An 18414-nucleotide genomic window follows, 5' to 3' on the forward strand; every position below is an offset into this window, starting at 1 on the left:
CCGCGCCCCTGAAGGACGCAGTTCCCCGCACTCCTGTAAGGGCACGGGTGTCCGCGGTCCCGAAGGGCGCGGCCCTGTCCCCGTCGTGTTCCTACTCCGCCGTCTTCCTCGCCATGGCGTTGTTCCCTATCGAGTTGTGCACGCTGAAGCTCACGGCGTCCGAGCGGTAACGGTCGTCCGACCACTCCACCGGGCGTCCTTCGCGGGTCGTGGTGACGCGGCGGACGCGGAGCAGGGGGCTGGTGCGGCGGATGCCGAGGAGGTCGGCGTCCTGGGCGCCCGCCGCCACCGCGTCGATGACGTGCTCGCCGTAGGCGAAGACCAGACCCGTGTCCTCGAAGAGCCGCTGGGTCACGGAGGGGCAGTCGGGCTCGATGGCCTCGACGGCACGGGAGATCCAGTCGGCGTACACCGTCCGCTCCAGGAGCACCGGCTCGCCGTCCAGGCCGCGCACCCGCAGGACATGCAACACGGCGGTCCCCTCAGGCAGTTGGAGACGCACGGCATCCTCGGCGGCCGCCGGACGGTACGTCTGCTCGACCACGTGTCCCGTCGCCTCCCGCCCCATCGTGCGCGCCCACTCGGCGAAACTGCGCAGCTCGGCGAAGCTCTGGCTGCGGCGGCTGGCCAGCACCACCCGGCGCGCGCCCTGGCGGGAGCCGATCAGACCCTCGGCGGTCAGGGCCGCGACGGCCTGCCGGACCGTGCCGCGCGCCACGCCGTACTGCGCCGCGAGGTCCGTCTCCGCGGGCAGCAGACTGCCCACCGTGTACTCCTCGCGGTCGATCGCCCGCCGCAGCTCGTCGGCGATCTCCTCGTGTCGCGCCCCCATGCTTCCCCTCTGATCCGGCTGCTGTGCACAGCGTGACCAGCCTAATCGAGATCGGACGGTGATCTGGGCAGTGCGGGATTGTGCAGGGAATCGGGGCTCAGGGTTTCGCCGCTGTTTACGAACAGGACACCAGCGCCGGGCCTACTGGGGTCAACTTGTTCAGACAAGTGCCCCGCTTGCTCACACCCTCGTGCGTACTCCTGGAGAGACCGTGACCGTGTTCCTGCCGAGGACCGCCGTCCTCACCGGCGGCCTCGCCGTCGCCGCCGCCCTCGCCCTCAGCGCCTGTGGCGCGGCCCCCGACGACAAGGCGACCACCGCCGACGGCAAGAGCGCGGCCACCGCGACCTCCGCCGCGGACTTCGGTGGTCTCGACGCCCTCGTGAAGGCCGCGAAGAAGGAGGGCACGCTGCACGCGATCGCGCTGCCCCGTGACTGGGCCAACTACGGCGCGCTGATCGACGGCTTCACCAAGAAGTACGGCATCAAGATCGACGTGGAGAACCCGGCCGGCTCCAGCCAGGACGAGATCAACGCGGTCACCTCCCGCAAGGGCCAGGACCGCGCGCCCGACGTCCTCGACCTGGGCAGCTCCTTCGCCCTCAGCGCCGCCCAGCAGGGCCTGCTCGCCCCCTACAAGGTGACCGCCTTCGCCGACCTCCCCGAGGCCCAGAAGGACCCGAAGGGGCAGTGGTTCAACGACTACGGCGGCTACGTCTCCATCGGCTGCGACGCCAAGAAGGTCAAGGAGTGCCCCAAGACCTTCGCGGACCTGCTCAAGCCGCAGTACAAGGGCCAGGTCGCCCTCAACGGCAACCCCACCAAGTCGGGTTCGGCGTTCGGCGGCGTGTACGCGGCCGCCCTCGCCAACGGCGGCTCCTTCGACGACATCCAGCCCGGCATCGACTTCTTCGGCAAGCTGAAGAAGAACGGCAACTACACGCCCGTCGAGTCGACCCCGGCCACGGTCGAGAAGGGCGAGACGCCGATCAGCATCGACTGGGACTACCTGAACGCCGGTTACGCCGACGAGTTCAACTCCAAGGGCCTCGACTGGACGGTCACGGTCCCCTCGGACGGCCAGTACTCCCAGTACTACTCCCAGGCCATCAACAAGGACGCCCCGCACCCCGCGGCCGCCCGCCTGTGGCAGGAGTACCTCTACAGCACCGAGGGCCAGAACCTCTGGCTCAAGGGATACGCCCGCCCGGCCCTGATGCCCGCCATGGACAAGGCCGGCACGCTCGACAAGACCGCCGCCGCCGCGCTCCCCAAGGTCTCGGGCACGCCGACCTTCCCGACCGAGGACCAGCAGACCAAGGCCAAGGGCGTCCTCGCCCAGGGCTGGGGCAAGGCCGTCTCCGGATGACCGTCGCCCTCACCGAGGCCGACACGGTGCCCGCCGCTGCCCCACGGCAGCGGCGGCGCCGCGCCGTCGGCCCGCTCGCCGTCCTTCCGCTGCTCGCCTTCGTCGCCATCGCCTTCGGGGTTCCCGCCCTGGCCATGCTGAACGGCGCCTTCACCGTCAAGGACCAGGCCACCGGTGCCGCTTCGTACACCACGGCCAACCTGACCGCCTCGCTCCAGGGCGCGTACCTCACCGCCCTGGTCGGCAGCGTCAAGCTGTCCGCCGTCTCGGCCGCCCTCGCGACCGTGCTCGGACTGCTGCTCGCCCAGGCCGTGGTCACCTCCCGCTTCCGCGCGCTGCGCGAGGCCGTGCTGACCGCGTCCGGTGTCCTCGCCAACTTCGGCGGTGTCCCGCTGGCCTTCGCGTTCGTCGCCACCCTCGGCAACGCGGGCGTCCTGACCCGGCACCTGGGCCTGTCCGACAAGGGCTGGAACCTCTACAGCTTCTGGGGACTGGTCATCGTCTACCTCTACTTCCTGATCCCGCTGATGGTCCTCACCATCACGCCCGCCCTGGACGGACTGCGCTCCCAGTGGCGCGAGGCCGCGCAGAACAACGGCGCCACGGGGGTCCAGTACTGGCGGCATGTCGCCCTCCCCGTCCTCGCGCCCTCACTGCTCGGCGGCCTGGTGCTGCTCTTCGGCAGCGCCTTCGCCGCGTACGCCACCGCCGCGGCCATGGTGGGCAGCGCGGTCCCGCTGGTCACCCTGCAGATCGCCGACGCCATCTCCGGCAACGTCCTGGTCGGCCAGGAGAACGTGGCGCTCGCCCTCAGCCTCGACATGGTCCTCGTCGCGGGCCTGGTCATGGCCGTGTACCTGCCCCTGCAACGACGGAGCGCGCGATGGCTGGAAGCGTGAACAAGTCCCCGCGGCCGCGCCCCTGGCGCGGCGTCGTCCTGGCCTTCGCCGGGCTCTACTTCCTCGTCCCGCTCGCCGCGTCCCTGGTCTTCACGGTCGACGTCCCGAACCAGGGGATCACCTTCGACGCCTACAGCCAGATCGTCGGTGCCGACGGTTTCACCGCAAGCCTGCTGCTCTCGCTGGAACTGGCCGCCGCCACCATCGCGGTGGTCCTGCTGCTGATGGTGCCGGCGATGGTCGCGCTGCGGCTGAGCGCCCCGAAACTGCGGCCCCTCGTCGAGGTGGTCTGCTCGCTGCCGCTGGTCGTCCCGCCGATCGCGTTCGTCGCCGGGATCTCCACCGTTCTCAAGTGGGGGCCCGAACACCTCTCCCACACCCCGCTGTTCCAGACGTTCGTGGCGCTGCAGAACCCCGACTTCCCGTTCGTGCTCGTCCTCGCCTACGTCGTGATGGCCCTGCCGTTCGTGTACCGGGCCCTGGACGCCGGACTGCGCGCCGTCGACGTACGCACCCTCGTGGAGGCGGCGCGCAGCTGCGGGGCGAACTGGCCGCAGGCGCTGGTGCGTGTCGTGCTGCCCAACCTGCGCGGGGCGCTCCTGAACGCCTCCTTCCTGACCCTGGCGCTGGTGCTCGGCGAGTTCACCGTCGCCCAGCTGCTCGGCTTCCAGCCGTTCGCCGTGTGGATCTACAGCATCGGCGGCTCGCAGGCCCAGCTCTCCGTCGCCGTCTCCGTGCTCAGCCTGCTCGTCACCTGGGCACTGCTCCTCTCGCTCGCCGGACTCGGCGGGCGCTCCCGTACCGCTTCCCGGGGATGACCATGACCCTCACCACGCACAACACCGCCCCGGCCGTGGAGAAGGCCGCCACCGTCGAATTCCGAGGCCTGCGCAGGGCGTTCGGCACGACCGTCGCCCTCGACGGGCTCGACCTGACCGCGCGGCCCGGTGAACTCCTCGCCCTGCTCGGCCCGTCCGGCTGCGGCAAGACCACCGCGCTGCGCATGCTCGCCGGCTTCGAACACCCCGACTCCGGCGAGGTGCTGGTCGACGGCGAGGACGTCACCCGCGTCCCCGCCCACCGCCGCGACGCCGGCATGGTCTTCCAGTCGTACAGCCTCTTCCCGCACCTCAGCGCCCTCGACAACGTCGCCTTCGGGCTGCGCATGCGCAAGGTGCGGACGGCGGAGCGCCGCACCCGCGCCGCCGAACTCCTCGACCTCGTGGGCCTGGCCGACAAGGGAGAGCGCTTCCCCCACCAGCTCTCCGGCGGCCAGCAGCAACGCATCGCGCTGGCCCGTGCCCTCGCCCTGCGCCCACGCGTCCTGCTCCTCGACGAACCGCTCTCGGCGCTCGACGCGAAGGTGCGGCTCAGCCTGCGCGAGGAGATCCGCAGGCTGCAGCAGGAACTCGGCATCACCACCCTGTTCGTCACGCATGACCAGGAGGAGGCGCTGTCCATGGCGGACCGCGTCGCCGTGATGCGGTCCGGGCGGCTCGAACAGTGCGCGGCTCCCGCCGAGTTGTACGGGCGTCCCGCCACCGCGTTCGTCGCCGAGTTCGTGGGCACGATGAGCCGCATCCCGGGCCGGCTGGAGGCCACGACGGTCGAGGTGCTCGGACAGCGGCTGCCGGTCGACGGCGACGCGCCCGACGCGCGGGAGGTGGACGTACTGGTACGGCCCGAGGCGGTACGGGTGGAGGCCGACGACGCCGGTGACGCCCGGCTCGTGGCCGGCGCGTTCCTCGGGGCCGCCACCCGTGTCACCGTGCGGCTCGCGGACGGCACCGAGGTGAAGGCCGACCTGCCCACGCACGAGGCCGCCGCGCTCGCCCCGGGCGCGGCCGTCACCGTGCGTCTGCCGGAGCGGCCGGTACTGGTCGCCGAGCGAGCGCACTGACCGGCCCCGCTCCCGGCCCCCCGCCGGACCTCGCTCCACCGGACCTCCCCCCACTGATGAAAGAGAACGACGTGACCCACCGCGCCACCCCCCGACTCCCGCTCCAGGCAGTCCTTTTCGACATGGACGGCACGCTCGTGGACACCGAGCGACTGTGGTGGGAGGCGGTGGAACAGGTGGCCGCCGGGCTGGGGCGCCCACTCACCGGGGCGGATCAGCCGGAGGTCCTCGGACGGCCCGTCGAGTACACCGCCGACTGGCTGGGCGCGGTCACGGGGACTCCGGCGGAGGGCATCGCCGCCGGGCTGCACCGGGAGTTCGCGGACCGCGTCCGGACCGGGATCGTGCCCCGGCCGGGCGCGCTGCGGCTCCTGCGGGACCTGGCGCGGGAGGGTGTCCCCACCGCCCTGGTGACGGCCTCGCCACGCGCTGTCGCCGACACCGTCCTGGACGCGCTCGGCGCCGCGCACTTCGCCACCTCCGTCACCGCCGACGACACCGAGCACACCAAGCCCGCCCCCGATCCCTACCTCGCCGCCTGCCGCGCCCTCGGTGTCGAGCCCGCCCTGTGCGTGGCCGTCGAGGACACCGAGACCGGCGTCGCCTCCGCCGAGGCCGCCGGGTGCGCGGTGCTCGCCGTACCCTCGCTCGCGCCGATCGACCCGGCCCCCGGACGTACGGTCCTCACCAGCCTGGAGGAGGTGACGCCGGACCGCCTGCGGGGCATGCTGGCGCCTCGCGAACTGCGGGTGATGAGCTGGAACCTCTGGTACGGCGGCACCAAGGTCGACGATCACCGGGAGAAGCAGCTCAAGGTCATCACGGAGACCGGCGCGGACGTGGTCGGCCTCCAGGAGACGTACGGGAACGCGGCACAGGAACTGGCCGAGGCCCTCGGCTGGCACCACCACCGGGCCGGTGACAACCTCGGCATCATCAGCCGCCACCCGATCACCGCCCGCCTCGGCGACCCGGAGGTCGGCTTCTACGGTGGCACCGGGGTGCGGATCCGGCTGGACGGCGGCCAGGAGGTGGCCGTCTGGAGCAGCCACCTCGACTACACGCCGTACGGACCCTACGAGGCCCGCTTCGACGGACTCCCCGCGTCCGAGCTGATCGCCCACGAGGCCGGCCGACTGGGCCAGATGCGGGAGATCCTGCGCGAGATCGACGCCGCGGCCGACCCGGCCGTCCCCGTGATCCTGGTCGGCGACTTCAACAGCCCCTCGCACCTGGACTGGCCCGACGTCGCCTGGCCGGTGACCACGGCGGCCGAGGAGGCGGGCCTGCGCGACTCCTACCGCGAGGCCCACCCCGACGCGCTGCGGGACCCGGGCACCACCTGGTCGCCGGTCCACACCGAGCACGAGGACGGCAGCGGCCGCCCCGAGCCGCAGGACCGCATCGACTTCGTCCTGCACGACGGACGCGGCCTGCGTGTACTCGATTCCCGCACGGTCGTCACGGGCACCCCGCGCGCCTGGCCCGACGTGGCGACGAACGCCTGGCCCTCGGACCACGCCGCGGTACTCACCACGTTCACCCTCGACTAGCCCGCTTCCCCACCCGCCCGGCACCCTTCCGAGGAGCGCGGGGCGGGCCTCTTTTTTTTCGGGGGACACCGCTGGAGAACACCGCCCGGAGGCGCCCCGAAGGGGGCGCGGGGAACGGCGCGCTCAGCCCCCACACACCCGCACCCGACACTGCACGGAGTGGCCCCGAAGGGGGCGCGGGGAACGGCGCGCCAAGCCCCCACGCACCCGCACCCGACACTGCACGGAGTGGCCCCGAAGGGGGCGCGGGGAACGGCGCGCCAAGCCCCCACGCACCCGCACCGGACACCCCACCCGACACCACCCCCGGGGACCCGGGGCGAAGCCCCGGAACCGACACCGGAGGCCCCCAGAGGGCCTCCGCAACAAATCACCGCCGGACGGCCCCCGCACGCAACGATTCGTTCACCGGCACGCAACGGCTCCTCCTTGTCCACGCCGGCCCGGCGACCGTACCGTCTACCTGGCCCCCAAACCCGTCCGTACCGGTGAGGAACACGCATGCGCACAGCCCTGCTCCAGAGCTCCGGCCGACCCGGCTCGGTCGTCGAGAACCTCAAGGTCCTCGACGAGGCCGCGGGCCGCGCCGCCGCCGCCGGTGCCGGGCTGCTGGCCGCACCCGAGATGTTCCTCACCGGCTACGCGATCGGCGACGACATCGGACGTCTGGCCGAGCCCGCCGACGGAGACGCCGCCGACGCGATCGCCGAGATCGCCACCCGGCACGGCGTGGCCGTCGCCTACGGCTACCCCGAGCGCTCCGGCGAGCGGGTCCACAACTCCGCGCAGCTGATCTCCGCCGACGGCACCCGGCTCGCGAACTACCGCAAGACCCACCTCTTCGGCTGCTTCGAGCGCGACCACTTCACCCCGGGCGACCAGCCGGTGGTCCAGGCCGAGCTGAACGGCCTCCGTGTCGGCCTGATGATCTGCTACGACGTGGAGTTCCCGGAGAACGTCCGGGCGCACGCCCTCGCCGGCACCGACCTCCTCGTGGTGCCGACCGCGCAGATGCACCCCTTCCAGTTCGTCGCCGAGTCCGTCGTCCCGGTCCGCGCCTTCGAGAACCAGATGTACGTCGCCTATGTCAACCGGGTCGGCGAGGAGGGGGAGTTCGAGTTCGTCGGGCTGTCCACGCTGGCCGGGCCCGACGGGATCGCCCGCACCCGCGCCGGGCGCGCCGAGGAGATCGTCCTCGCCGACGCCGACCCCGACTTCCTCGCGGCCTCGCGTGAGGCGAACCCGTATCTGAAGGACCGCCGCCCCGGTCTCTACGGGTCGCTCGCCTGACGTCCGGTCTCTCAACCCTCCCCCCTCGAAGCTTTGTCGCAAGGAGTCCGTACCCCATGACGTCCACGGTGCCCACCGCCGTCCAGCACACCGACGTGCAGCAGCCGCCGATCACCATGTTCGGCCCGGACTTCCCGTACGCGTACGACGACTTCCTCGCGCATCCCGCGGGCCTCGGCCAGATACCCGCGACCGAGCACGGCACCGAGGTCGCGGTCATAGGCGGCGGTCTCTCCGGCATCGTGGCCGCCTACGAACTGATGAAGATGGGCCTCAAGCCCGTCGTGTACGAGGCCGACCAGATCGGCGGCCGGCTGCGCACGGTCGGCTTCGAGGGGTGCGACCCCTCGCTGACGGCCGAGATGGGCGCCATGCGCTTCCCGCCGTCGTCGACCGCCCTCCAGCACTACATCGACCTGGTGGGACTGGAGACCCGGCCGTTCCCCAACCCGCTCGCGGAGACCACACCGTCGACGGTCGTCGACCTCAAGGGCGAGTCGCACTACGCGACCACGGTCGACGACCTGCCGCAGGTCTACCGCGACGTGATGAACGCCTGGAACGCCTGTCTCGAAGAGGGCGCCGACTTCTCCGACATGAACCGGGCCATGCGCGAGCGTGACGTCCCGCGCATCCGTGAGATCTGGGCGAAGCTCGTGGAGAAGCTCGACAACCAGACCTTCTACGGTTTCCTCTGCGACTCGGACTCCTTCAAGTCCTTCCGGCACCGCGAGATCTTCGGCCAGGTCGGCTTCGGCACGGGCGGCTGGGACACCGACTTCCCGAACTCGATCCTCGAGATCCTGCGCGTCGTCTACACCGAGGCCGACGACCACCACCGCGGCATCGTGGGCGGCTCACAGCAGCTTCCGCTGAGGCTCTGGGAGCGGGAGCCGGTGAAGATCGTCCACTGGGCGCCCGGCACCTCGCTGGCCTCGCTGCACGACGGCGCCCCGCGGCCGGCGGTGACCCGGCTGACGCGTACGTCGGGCAACCGGATCACCGTGACGGACGCGAACGGCGACATCCGCACCTATCAGGCGGCGATCTTCACCGCCCAGTCCTGGCTGCTGCTGTCGAAGATCGCCTGCGACGACTCGCTCTTCCCGATCGACCACTGGACGGCGATGGAGCGGACCCACTACATGGAGTCCAGCAAGCTCTTCGTGCCCGTCGACCGTCCGTTCTGGCTCGACAAGGACGAGACGACCGGGCGTGACGTCATGTCGATGACGCTCACCGACCGGATGACCCGCGGCACCTACCTCCTGGACGAGGGTCCGGACCGGCCCGCCGTCATCTGTCTCTCGTACACGTGGTGCGACGACAGCCTGAAGTGGCTGCCGCTGTCCGCGAACGAGCGGATGGAGGTCATGCTGAAATCGCTCGGCGAGATCTACCCGAAGGTCGACATCCGCAAGCACGTCATCGGCAACCCGGTGACCGTCTCCTGGGAGAACGAGCCCTGGTTCATGGGGGCGTTCAAGGCCAACCTGCCCGGCCACTACCGCTACCAGCGGCGTCTGTTCACGCACTTCATGCAGGACGTGCTGCCGGAGGACAAGCGGGGCATCTTCCTCGCGGGCGACGACATCTCCTGGACGGCCGGCTGGGCCGAGGGCGCCGTGCAGACCGCGCTGAACGCGGTCTGGGGCGTCATGCACCAGCTGGGCGGAGGAACCGACCCGACCAACCCCGGGCCGGGCGACGTCTACGACGAGATCGCGCCGGTGGAACTGCCCGAGGACTGATGTCCGCGACCGCGGGCCCGGGGCCGTCGGAGAGGCCGGAGAGGTCACGGTTCCGGGACTCCGGCCACGGTGCTCAGACTCCGGCCGCGCGGGCCAGCCCGTACACCTCCGCCGCGACGTCGACGAGTTCGGAGGCGTCACGCAGTGGTGCCTGGAGGTCGAGGAGGAACTCCCCGATCCCGTCCACCCTGTGTGCGGCCAGGTCCTCGGCGATCTGGGCGGCGCTGCCCGTGAACAGCGGACGCTCGGCTCCCTCGTAGGGCTTGGCGGTGTACCGGGCGTTCACGCGGACACAGACCTCGATCGGCCGTGACCTGCCGCGCTCGGCGGCCAGTTCCTTGAGCCGGGTCCACTCCTCGGTGAACCGGTCGGCGCCCTGCGCGGTCGGCATCCAGCCGTCCGCGCGGTCCACCAGCCGCCGTGAGGCCCTCGGGCTGTTCGCCGGGAGGTACACCGGGATCGGGCGCGCGGGCTTCGGGCCGACCTCGGACGGGGCGACGGTGGTGAGTTCGCCCTCGTACGACACCGGGTCCGGTCCCCAGACCGCCGCGCACACGTCCAGGAGTTCGTCGAGGACCTTGCCGCGCTTCTCGAACGGCGCCACGGCGGCCGCCGCGTACTCGTCGTGGGACCAGCCCGTGCCGAGGCCCGCCACCACCCGGCCGCCACTGGCGGCGTCCAGCGTGGCGAGCGAGCGGGCCAGCTGGAAGGGGATGTGCAGTGGCGCCACCAGGACGCTGGTGCCGAGGCGGGCCCGTCCGGTCGACGCGGCCGCCAGGGTCAGGGTCACCAGCGGCTCGGCGACCGAGCGGTAGGTCTCGGGCCAGGGCAGCCCCGGAACCCCGTACAGCCCCTGGGTGGCGGGTTCGGGGAAGAGCACCCGCTCGAACACCCACAGGCTCTCGTAGCCGGTCTCCTCGGCGGCGCGGGCCACCGCGGGCACATCGCGCCCGATGTCGTACTGCTTCATCTGCGGAAGGCCGAGTCCGAGCCGGATCGCCATACCAGTCGCTCCTTCGCACGTCGGTGAGATGCCCGGTCAACGTACAGCGATCACCGGGAGATCTACGGGCTTACGTTCCACGGTGGCCGGTTCGGTCCCCCAGCGGGGTCAGCATCATCCGTCCGGTCAGGCCCACCGCCGCGTCGAGATGGTCCTCGAACTCCCGGGCGAGACCGGGGAGTCCGCGCAGCGCCCACAGCGTCCGCGCCGCCGACCAGCCGGCGTCGCGCGCCCGTTCCAGGCTCCACGCGCCCAGCAGATGCGTGAGCGGGTCGGCGACCTCCAGGAGGTCGGGCCCCGGCATCAGATCCTCGCGGACACGTTCCTCCATCGCCACGAGGAGGTCGCCCACGCGCTCGAACTCGTCCTCCAGGTCCGCCGGTTCGCAATCGAGCGTGCGGCAGCTCTCCACGACGGCCAGCGCCAGATCGTGTCCGACGTGCGCGTTGACGCCCGCGAGGGCGAACTGTAGAGGGTGTACTCCGGGATGGCGCCGGAACTGCAGCAGCGGCCGCCAGCAGGCGGGCGGGCATCCGTCCTCGGCCACCGTCAGATACCGCTCGGCGAAACGTACGTCCAGGGTGGCCGCGGCCCCGGGATCCGGGAACTCCCCGGCGTTCAGGTGCCGGTCGATCTCCTCGGTGACGGTGAGATAGACATGGTTGAAGACCGCGACCCCGTCCCGCTCCGGCAGGGATGCCTCCAGGGCCCGCATCCGCGAGACGACCGTGTGGACGGGAGCGGTGAACTGTTCCAGCTGCGCCATGGGGGGAGGGTCCCAGCCGTGGGCCGACGGACGAGCCGCCTGGCCGGGCGCGTCCCCAGAACGGGGGAAAACACACCTGCCGGGAGTGACGCCCGTGGGGGCGGCGGTACGCGCCGGACCCCCGCGGCCCGGCGCCCGGCCGCGGCCGGGGAGAAGTGCGCACGCCCGGCCTTGCGGGGTGCCGTGATCCGGTGCGGTGCCGGAGGCCGCGCCCTGGCGCGCCGCCGTCTGCACCCCGGCGCGCCGCCGCCTACACCCTCGCGCGCCGCCGTCTACGATCCCGCGCGCTGGTCCGGGTCCTCGGAGGCGCCGTCCTCGTCGTAGGCCGACGTGCCCGAGTCGAGCAGCGGGTCCCCGGTCCTGAGATGGGCCGGCGCCATCGCCCGCAGCGCGTGGTAACCGGTGATCACGACGAGCGTGCCGAGCGCGATGCCGCTGAGCGAGAAGGTGTCCGTGAACTTCAGGGTGACGCCGCCGACACCGATGATGATGCCCGCCGCGGCCGGTACCAGGTTCAGTGGATTGCGCAGGTCGACCCGGCCGTGCAGCCAGATCTGGGCGCCGAGCAGGCCGATCATGCCGTACAGGATCACGGTGATGCCGCCGAGGACGCCGCCCGGGATCGCCGCGACGATCGCGCCGAACTTGGGGCAGACGCCGAACAGGAGGGCGAATCCGGCGGCGGCCCAGTAGGCGGCGGTCGAGTAGACGCGTGTCGCTGCCATCACGCCGATGTTCTCGGAGTACGTGGTGTTGGGCGGGCCGCCGACCGCCGTGGAGAGCATCGAGGCGGCGCCGTCCGCGGAGATCGCGGTGCCCAGCCTGTCGTCCAGCGGGTCGCCCGTCATCTCGCCGACCGCCTTGACGTGGCCCGCGTTCTCGGCGACCAGCGCGATCACGACCGGCAGCGCGACGAGGATCGCCGACCACTGGAACGAGGGGCCGTGGAAGTGCGGCAGCCCGATCCAGTCCGCCCTGCCGACACCGGAGAGGTCCAGCCGCCAGTGGTCGGTGACCTTGCCGCCCGCGCCGACCGAGTGGATCTTCCCGAAGACCCGGTCGAAGAGCCACGAGATCACATATCCGAACAGCAGGCCGAGGAAGATCGCGATCCGTGACCAGAATCCGCGCAGACAGACCACCGACAGCCCCGTGAAGAGCATCACGAGCAGCGCCGTCCACTGGTCCTGCGGCCAGTACGTGGACGCGGTCACCGGGGCCAGGTTGAAACCGATGAGCATGACGACCGCGCCGGTGACGACCGGCGGCATCGCGGCGTGGATGATCCGGGCACCGAACCGCTGCACGGCGAGCCCGACCAGGAACAGGACGACGCCCACGACGAACACCGCGCCGGTCACCGTCGCGGTGGTGCCGCCCTGCGCGCGGATGATCGCGGCGACGCCCACGAAGGAGAGCGAGCAGCCCAGATAACTGGGCACCCGGCCACGGGTGGCGAGCAGGAAGATCACCGTCGCGACGCCGGACATCATGATCGCGAGGTTCGGGTCGAGCCCCATCAGGACGGGCGCCACGAAGGACGCCCCGAACATCGCCACCACGTGCTGGGCGCCGAGCCCGACGGTGCGCGGCCAGGAGAGGCGTTCATCGGGGCGGACGACGGCCCCGGGCGCGGGGTTGCGCCCGTCGCCGTGCAGTTTCCAGCGCACGCCGAGATCCATGGTGCGGATTCGCTTTCTCTGTACGTGAATGTGTCCGGACCATTGTCACGGCTAACTGGCGGTTCTACGCTCGCACGGTCCCACTCATGAACTGCGTTCACATATTTGATCGGAGTGCTCGATGGGTAGAAGACCCCGTGCGGGCGTGGTCCTGGCGGCCGTGGTCGCTCTCGCGGCCGCCGTCGTCCCCAGCGCCTCGGCTCACGAGGGCCGCTCGACACCGAAGGCCCCCGCCACCGCGGTCCTCGACGGCGCCCGGCTGCAACGGACGAAGATCCGCCTGGACCACGGCGACGCCGGGCTGCGGCACACGGTCGCGGACCTCACGGCCCGCGCCGACGGCTGGCTGGACCAGGGGCCCTGGACGGTCGTCGACAAGCCGAAGCCCGCCCCCGGCGGCGACGTCCACGACTACCTGAGCCAGGCCCCCTACTGGTGGCCCTCGCGGCCCGCGACCGCCGACAACCCGTGGGGCTGCCCCTATGTGCAGCGCGACGGACAGCGCAATCCCGAGGTCGACACCGGCACCGACCGCCAGGACGTCGAGAAGGTCTTCGACTCGACGTACGACCTCGCGCTCGCCTGGTACTACACCGGCAGGAAGCAGTACGCCCAGAAGGCCGCCACCGTCCTGCGCACCTGGTTCCTCGCCCCGGCCACCCGGATGAACCCGAACCTGGACCACGGGCAGTTCATCCCCTGCAAGTACGACGGCCGGGCCATCGGCATCATCGACTTCTCGCAGTCCTACACCAGCGTCCTGGACGCCGTCGCGATCCTCGACACCGGCGCCCCCGGCTGGTCGAGGACCGACCGCACCGCCATGCGCTCCTGGAACGTGGACTTCCGCGACTGGCTGCTGGACAGCGACTTCGGTACCGAGGAGGGTGCCGCCGCGAACAACCACGGCACCTTCTACGACATGCAGCTCGCCGCCCTGGCGTACGCGACCGGCGACCGGGACCTGGCCCGGCGGACCGTGCTCGACGCGCGGTCCAGGCGCATCGACCCGCAGATCGCCGCCGACGGCACCCAGCCGCAGGAACTCGCCCGCACCCGCAGCTGGCACTACTCGACCTTCGACCTCGTCGCCTACACCCGCCTCGCCGCCATCGGCCGGCACGTCGGAGTGGACCTGTGGGCGTACCGGGGGCCGGACGGGCAGAGCCTGTTCAAGGCGGTCGACCAACTGCTGCCCGCCGCCACGGGAGCCGCCCCGTGGCCGTACCCGGAACTGGAGTTCCACCGCTTCGCGGCGAGCGACGTCGTGCACGCGGCGGCCGACGCGGGGGACCGTGCGGCGCGCGCCGCGGTGGCGCGGCTGGAGGCGCCGCCCGGCGGCGACCTCTGGGCGCTGCGGCCGGCCGCGGAGCAGCTCGACTCGATCGCGGGCTGACCCGGCGGTTCGTGCGCGGGCCGACCCGGCGGCGTACGAACACCCTGATCAGGGGCTCCTGAGCGGCTGCTTAGGATGGGGTGCCCCCACCGCCCCTCCGGCACCCTCAGGAGCCCCGCCCGTGACCGCCGAAGCCCCCGCCGCCCCCGTCGCCCCCGCCCTCCCGTACGGAAGACTGCTCCCCGTCACGGTCCACTTCGACGACCTCGACGCACTGGGTCTCCTCCACAACGCCCGCTACCCGGTGCTGGTCGAACGCGCCTGGACCGCGTACTGGAACGAGAACGGCTTCGGCTTCGAGGGGGACTGGGAGGCCGCGGGCGACTCCTGCAACGCGGTCAGGGAACTCCGGATCGGCTACGAGGCACCGGTCACCCGGCCCGGCGCGTACGCCGTCCACCTGTGGCTGGAGCGGCTCGGGAACACCGCACTGACGTACGGCTTCCGCCTCTGCTCGGCCGACGGCGCGGTCACCTACGCGCGCGGGACCCGGGTCCTGGTGCGGCTCGACGCCGGCACGCTGCGCCCCACGTCGTGGAGCGACCGCTTCAGGGCCGTGGGCCGGGAACTGCTTCGCTCGGACGACTGACCTTCGGGCGGTCGCGCTCGCCCGCGCGCAGCACACCCGCGAACACGGTCAGTCCGCTCGCCAGGATCGTGACCAGTCCGAACGACACCACCAGACTGGTCGCCTGGGCCAGCGAGCCGATCGCGCTCGGCGCGACCAGACCCGAGGTGTACGTGATGGTGGCGACGCCCGCGATGGCCTGACTGGGGTTCGGCCCGGCATGGCCCGCCGCGGCGAAGCAGAGCGGGACGACGACCGCGATCCCGAGGCCCAGCAGGGCGAAGCCGCCCATCGCGACCGCGGGATCGTCCGCGACGACGACGAGCAGTCCGCCGAGCACGGCGAGGACCCCGCCGGCCCGCACGGTGCGCACCGCGCCGAACCGGTTCACCACGGCGTCGCCCACGAGCCGGGCCACCGCCATGGTCAGCATGAAGCCGGTCGTCGACGCCGCCGCGAGCCCGGCCGAGGTGCCGAGCTCGTCCTTCAGGTAGACCGCCGACCAGTCCAGGCTCGCGCCCTCGGCGAACACGGCGCAGAAGCCGATCGCGCCGATGAGCAGCGCGGACTTCGGCGGCAGCGCGAAGCGCGGCGGGGGCACCTCGTCCTCGGTCGGCCGCAGGTCCAGGACCCACCGGCACGCGGTGAGACCCAGGACGGTCAGGACCCCGGCCGCCAGAACGTGGTGCACGCGCGCGTCCGAACCGAGGTGTGCCGCGAGGGTGCCGCCCGCCGACCCGACCAGCGCGCCCGCGCTCCACATGCCGTGCAGTCCCGACATGATCGACCTGCCGAGGCGGTTCTCGATCTCGACGCCGAGCGCGTTCATCGCCACGTCCGCCATGCCCGCCGTCGCCCCGTAGACGAAGAGGGCCAGGCACAGGGTGTAGAGGTTCGGCGCGACGGACGGCAGGACCAGCGCCAGGGTCCACAGCGAGATCAGCCCGCGCAGCGCGGTCCGCGCGCCGAAGCGGTGGCTGATCCGGCCCGCCAGCGGCATCGCGAGGGAGGCGCCGACGGCGGGGAACGCCAGGGCCAGCCCGAGCTGGCCCGTGCTGACGGACGCGTGGTCCTGGATCCAGGGCACGCGGGTGGCGAACGAGCCCGTCACCGCTCCGTGCACAGCGAACACCGCGGCCACGGCGTACCGGGCCCGCTTCACCTCGCCCAGGTCCTGGACCACATCGCTCATCTTTCCCGCCCTCCCGGCTCCGCTCCCCATGCTGCCGCCGTAAACTATCAGGGACCCTGCCTGATAGATAGGCGATAGAGAGGCGATGCGAAGACGACGCACCGGCCGTCCGGACCGGCGGCCGTACGCCACCGGGGCCCGCCTCGGCGGGCCCCGCCGATCTGGGAGGAATCCGTGGTCTGGGAAGATCCCGGCATGCCCGCATCCCCGAGCACGGCCCGGGCCATCAACGACCGGCTCGCCCTGCGGCTGCTGCAGCAGGAGGGCCCGCTGACGGCCGGACAGCTGAAGCAGCTCACGGGCCTGTCCCGGCCCACCGTCGCCGACCTCGTCGAACGCCTGACCGTCGCCGGACTGATCTCGGTCGTGGGGGAGTCGGGGGAGCAGCGGCGCGGCCCGAACGCCCGGCTGTACGGGATCGTCGCGGACCGGGCGCAGCTGGCGGCCCTCGACGTCCGCACCGAGGGCGTCACGGTCGTCGTCGCCGACCTGCTCGGCGCGGAGCTGACGCGGGCGTCGGTGCCCATCGCGGACGACGCCGGCACGGGACCCGCCGTCGAGCAGGCGGTCGCCCTCGTGGAGCGGGCCGCGAAGGAGGCCGGGGCCGAGCGGCTGCACACCGTCGGCATCGGCGCGCCGGGCCTCATCGACCCGGCCACCGGCGAACTCCGGGACTCCTCCGGCCTGCCCGAATGGCACCGCCTCCTGGTCGCGGCCCTCCAGGAACGCCTGCCCGCCCGGGTCATCGTCGAGAACGAGACGAACCTCGCCGCCCTCGCCGAACAGCGCGACGGTGCGGCCCGGGACCGGGACACCTTCGTCCTCCTCTGGCTCGGCCACGGCACCGGTGCGGCCGTCGTCCTCGACGGCAGACTCCGCCGCGGGGCCTCCGGCGGGACCGGCGAGATCGGGTTCCTGCCGGTTCCGGGCACCGCCACGCTGCCGTCCGCGACGGATTGCGAGGGAGGCTTCCACTCGCTCGCGGGGGGCGCCGCGATCGCCGAACTCGCCGCGGCGCACGGGCTGGCGGCGACCGAGTCCCCCGGCGAACCACGGGCGGCGGCGCTGGTGCGCACGGCGGTGACGGCCGTGTCCTCCGCGTCCTCCGCGTCCTCGGCGTCCACCGCGGACGCCTCGGGCACCGCGGACGCCTCGGACACCGCGTCCTCCGCGGACACCGACCGCTTCCGGTACGACCGTGCGGACCGTTTCCTGTCCGCCCTCGCCGACCGCCTCGCCGTCGGGGCCGCGTCCGTCGTGGCCGTCCTCGACCCGGGCTGCGTGGTGCTCGGCGGGGAGGTGGGGCAGGCGGGCGGCGAGGCGCTGGCCGCGCGGGTCGGTGAGCGGCTGGCCCGGATGTCCCCGCTGCCCGCCGAGGTCAGGGCCGGCACGCTGGGCGGAGGCGCGGTGCTGCGCGGCGCCCTCCTGACCGCCCGGGAGTCGGCCCAGGACGACCTGTTCACGCCGCGTCCGCGGTGACGATCCGCGCCGCCGCCGTACTCGCCCACGGACGTGGGACCACGGCCTCCACGGTCTCCGCTGCCGTCCGTGCGTCCGGCCGTCCGCTCGTCCGCCGGCCCGCCCGTCCGTCCGTCCGGAAAGGGCGAAGCCCCGGATTCGGGGCGGAGTTCGCGGAGGTGCCCGGCGGAGTGTCTCTCCCCGGTGGGGAGACCCGGCGGCGGGGCAAGGGCCTCCGTCACCGCCGCCGGGTCGCTCAGGGGGCGAGTGGGCCACCTCGGCTTCTGCAAACCTTGATCGCCGACCCTAAGAGGACTAGACCAGAGCGTCAATAGGTATGGACCAATATCCGTATCGCCGTCAAGCCTACGAGTCCTCAAGGGAGTTGGCCGCCCCCGCGACGACGTGAAAGTCCATCGGGGCCGCCTGTGAGGCACCCCACAGAACTTCACCCGCATGGGCATGGACAGGGCGTGGCACACTGATGCTGTACCAGAAGCAGCGCACTCCGGGGTCGGTGAAAGTCCGAACCGGCGGTTACAGTCCGCGACCCGGTCGCTTCCAGCGGCCGGTTGACCAGGTGAAATTCCTGGACCGACGGTTAAAGTCCGGATGGGAGGCAGTGCGCGGCGGGCGGGCATTCGTGCGCGCCGCCGGTTGTCGTGACGTGTCCTGCGGGACAGGTCTCCTTTCGGCGTCGTCCCCGGTGCCGTAGTCCGTTTCGATCTGTCGTCATCGACAGGCCCCGGAGTCCG

At 72.1% G+C, this 18414-nt stretch carries 15 protein-coding genes and 1 riboswitch; of the genes, 10 read left to right on the forward strand and 5 right to left on the reverse strand.

The features are described 5' to 3' along the window. Positions 1-91: 91 nt before the first annotated feature. Positions 92-832: a GntR family transcriptional regulator gene (locus GFH48_RS32765; protein ID WP_153291697.1), complete on the reverse strand. Its 741-nt coding sequence runs from the start codon at positions 830-832 to the stop codon at positions 92-94. Positions 833-1043: 211 nt separating this feature from the next. Between GFH48_RS32765 and GFH48_RS32770 the strand changes: the two genes are divergently transcribed. From GFH48_RS32770 to GFH48_RS32800, 7 genes are all read left to right on the forward strand, one after another. Further along, a complete protein-coding gene (locus GFH48_RS32770) occupies positions 1044-2201 on the forward strand; it encodes an ABC transporter substrate-binding protein (RefSeq protein WP_153291698.1) in 1158 nt (385 codons plus the stop codon). After that, positions 2198-3100 carry an ABC transporter permease gene (locus GFH48_RS32775; protein WP_153291699.1) on the forward strand — a complete coding sequence of 301 codons (903 nt, stop codon included), beginning with the start codon at positions 2198-2200 and terminating at the stop codon, positions 3098-3100. The genes GFH48_RS32770 and GFH48_RS32775 overlap by 4 nt, the downstream gene beginning before the upstream one ends. After that, positions 3085-3918, forward strand: coding sequence for an ABC transporter permease (locus GFH48_RS32780; RefSeq protein ID WP_153291700.1), 834 nt, complete (start codon positions 3085-3087; stop codon positions 3916-3918). The genes GFH48_RS32775 and GFH48_RS32780 overlap by 16 nt, the downstream gene beginning before the upstream one ends. A gap of 2 nt (positions 3919-3920) precedes the next feature. Continuing rightward, a complete protein-coding gene (locus GFH48_RS32785; RefSeq protein WP_407698677.1) occupies positions 3921-5000 on the forward strand; it encodes an ABC transporter ATP-binding protein in 1080 nt (359 codons plus the stop codon). 71 nt (positions 5001-5071) lie between these two features. Beyond that, positions 5072-6553: an HAD-IA family hydrolase gene (locus GFH48_RS32790; RefSeq protein WP_228121057.1), complete on the forward strand. Its 1482-nt coding sequence runs from the start codon at positions 5072-5074 to the stop codon at positions 6551-6553. Positions 6554-7054: 501 nt separating this feature from the next. Continuing rightward, positions 7055-7843 carry a carbon-nitrogen hydrolase family protein gene (locus GFH48_RS32795; RefSeq protein ID WP_153291703.1) on the forward strand — a complete coding sequence of 263 codons (789 nt, stop codon included), beginning with the start codon at positions 7055-7057 and terminating at the stop codon, positions 7841-7843. 56 nt (positions 7844-7899) lie between these two features. Then, positions 7900-9594 (forward strand): flavin monoamine oxidase family protein, encoded by a 1695-nt coding sequence (locus GFH48_RS32800; protein WP_153291704.1) that lies wholly within the window; start codon positions 7900-7902, stop codon positions 9592-9594. A 73-nt stretch (positions 9595-9667) separates the two neighbouring features. Here GFH48_RS32800 and GFH48_RS32805 read toward each other — a convergent pair whose 3' ends face one another. From GFH48_RS32805 to GFH48_RS32815, 3 genes are all read right to left on the reverse strand, one after another. Next, a complete protein-coding gene (locus GFH48_RS32805; protein WP_153291705.1) occupies positions 9668-10597 on the reverse strand; it encodes an LLM class F420-dependent oxidoreductase in 930 nt (309 codons plus the stop codon). Between the two features lie 70 nt (positions 10598-10667). Beyond that, entirely contained in the window at positions 10668-11363 is a 696-nt protein-coding gene (locus tag GFH48_RS32810) for a DUF5995 family protein (RefSeq protein WP_153291706.1), read from the reverse strand. Between the two features lie 272 nt (positions 11364-11635). After that, positions 11636-13045 (reverse strand): uracil-xanthine permease family protein, encoded by a 1410-nt coding sequence (locus tag GFH48_RS32815; RefSeq protein ID WP_153291707.1) that lies wholly within the window; start codon positions 13043-13045, stop codon positions 11636-11638. Between the two features lie 121 nt (positions 13046-13166). Between GFH48_RS32815 and GFH48_RS32820 the strand changes: the two genes are divergently transcribed. Next, complete coding sequence (locus GFH48_RS32820; protein WP_153291708.1) at positions 13167-14441, forward strand: alginate lyase family protein; 1275 nt, start codon at positions 13167-13169, stop codon at positions 14439-14441. A 121-nt stretch (positions 14442-14562) separates the two neighbouring features. Continuing rightward, positions 14563-15030, forward strand: a complete 468-nt coding sequence (locus GFH48_RS32825) for an acyl-CoA thioesterase (RefSeq protein ID WP_153291709.1) — start codon at positions 14563-14565, stop codon at positions 15028-15030. Here GFH48_RS32825 and GFH48_RS32830 read toward each other — a convergent pair. Beyond that, on the reverse strand, positions 14990-16201 hold the full coding sequence (locus GFH48_RS32830) for an MFS transporter (RefSeq protein ID WP_153291710.1): 1212 nt from the start codon (positions 16199-16201) through the stop codon (positions 14990-14992). The two genes, GFH48_RS32825 and GFH48_RS32830, sit on opposite strands and share 41 nt — an antisense overlap. A gap of 195 nt (positions 16202-16396) precedes the next feature. Between GFH48_RS32830 and GFH48_RS32835 the strand changes: the two genes are divergently transcribed. Then, positions 16397-17680: an ROK family transcriptional regulator gene (locus GFH48_RS32835; RefSeq protein WP_153291711.1), complete on the forward strand. Its 1284-nt coding sequence runs from the start codon at positions 16397-16399 to the stop codon at positions 17678-17680. 478 nt (positions 17681-18158) lie between these two features. After that, a riboswitch (FMN riboswitch) is annotated at positions 18159-18289 on the forward strand. Positions 18290-18414 lie beyond the last annotated feature (125 nt).

This window comes from Streptomyces fagopyri, assembly GCF_009498275.1.
Lineage (GTDB): Bacteria > Actinomycetota > Actinomycetes > Streptomycetales > Streptomycetaceae > Streptomyces > Streptomyces fagopyri.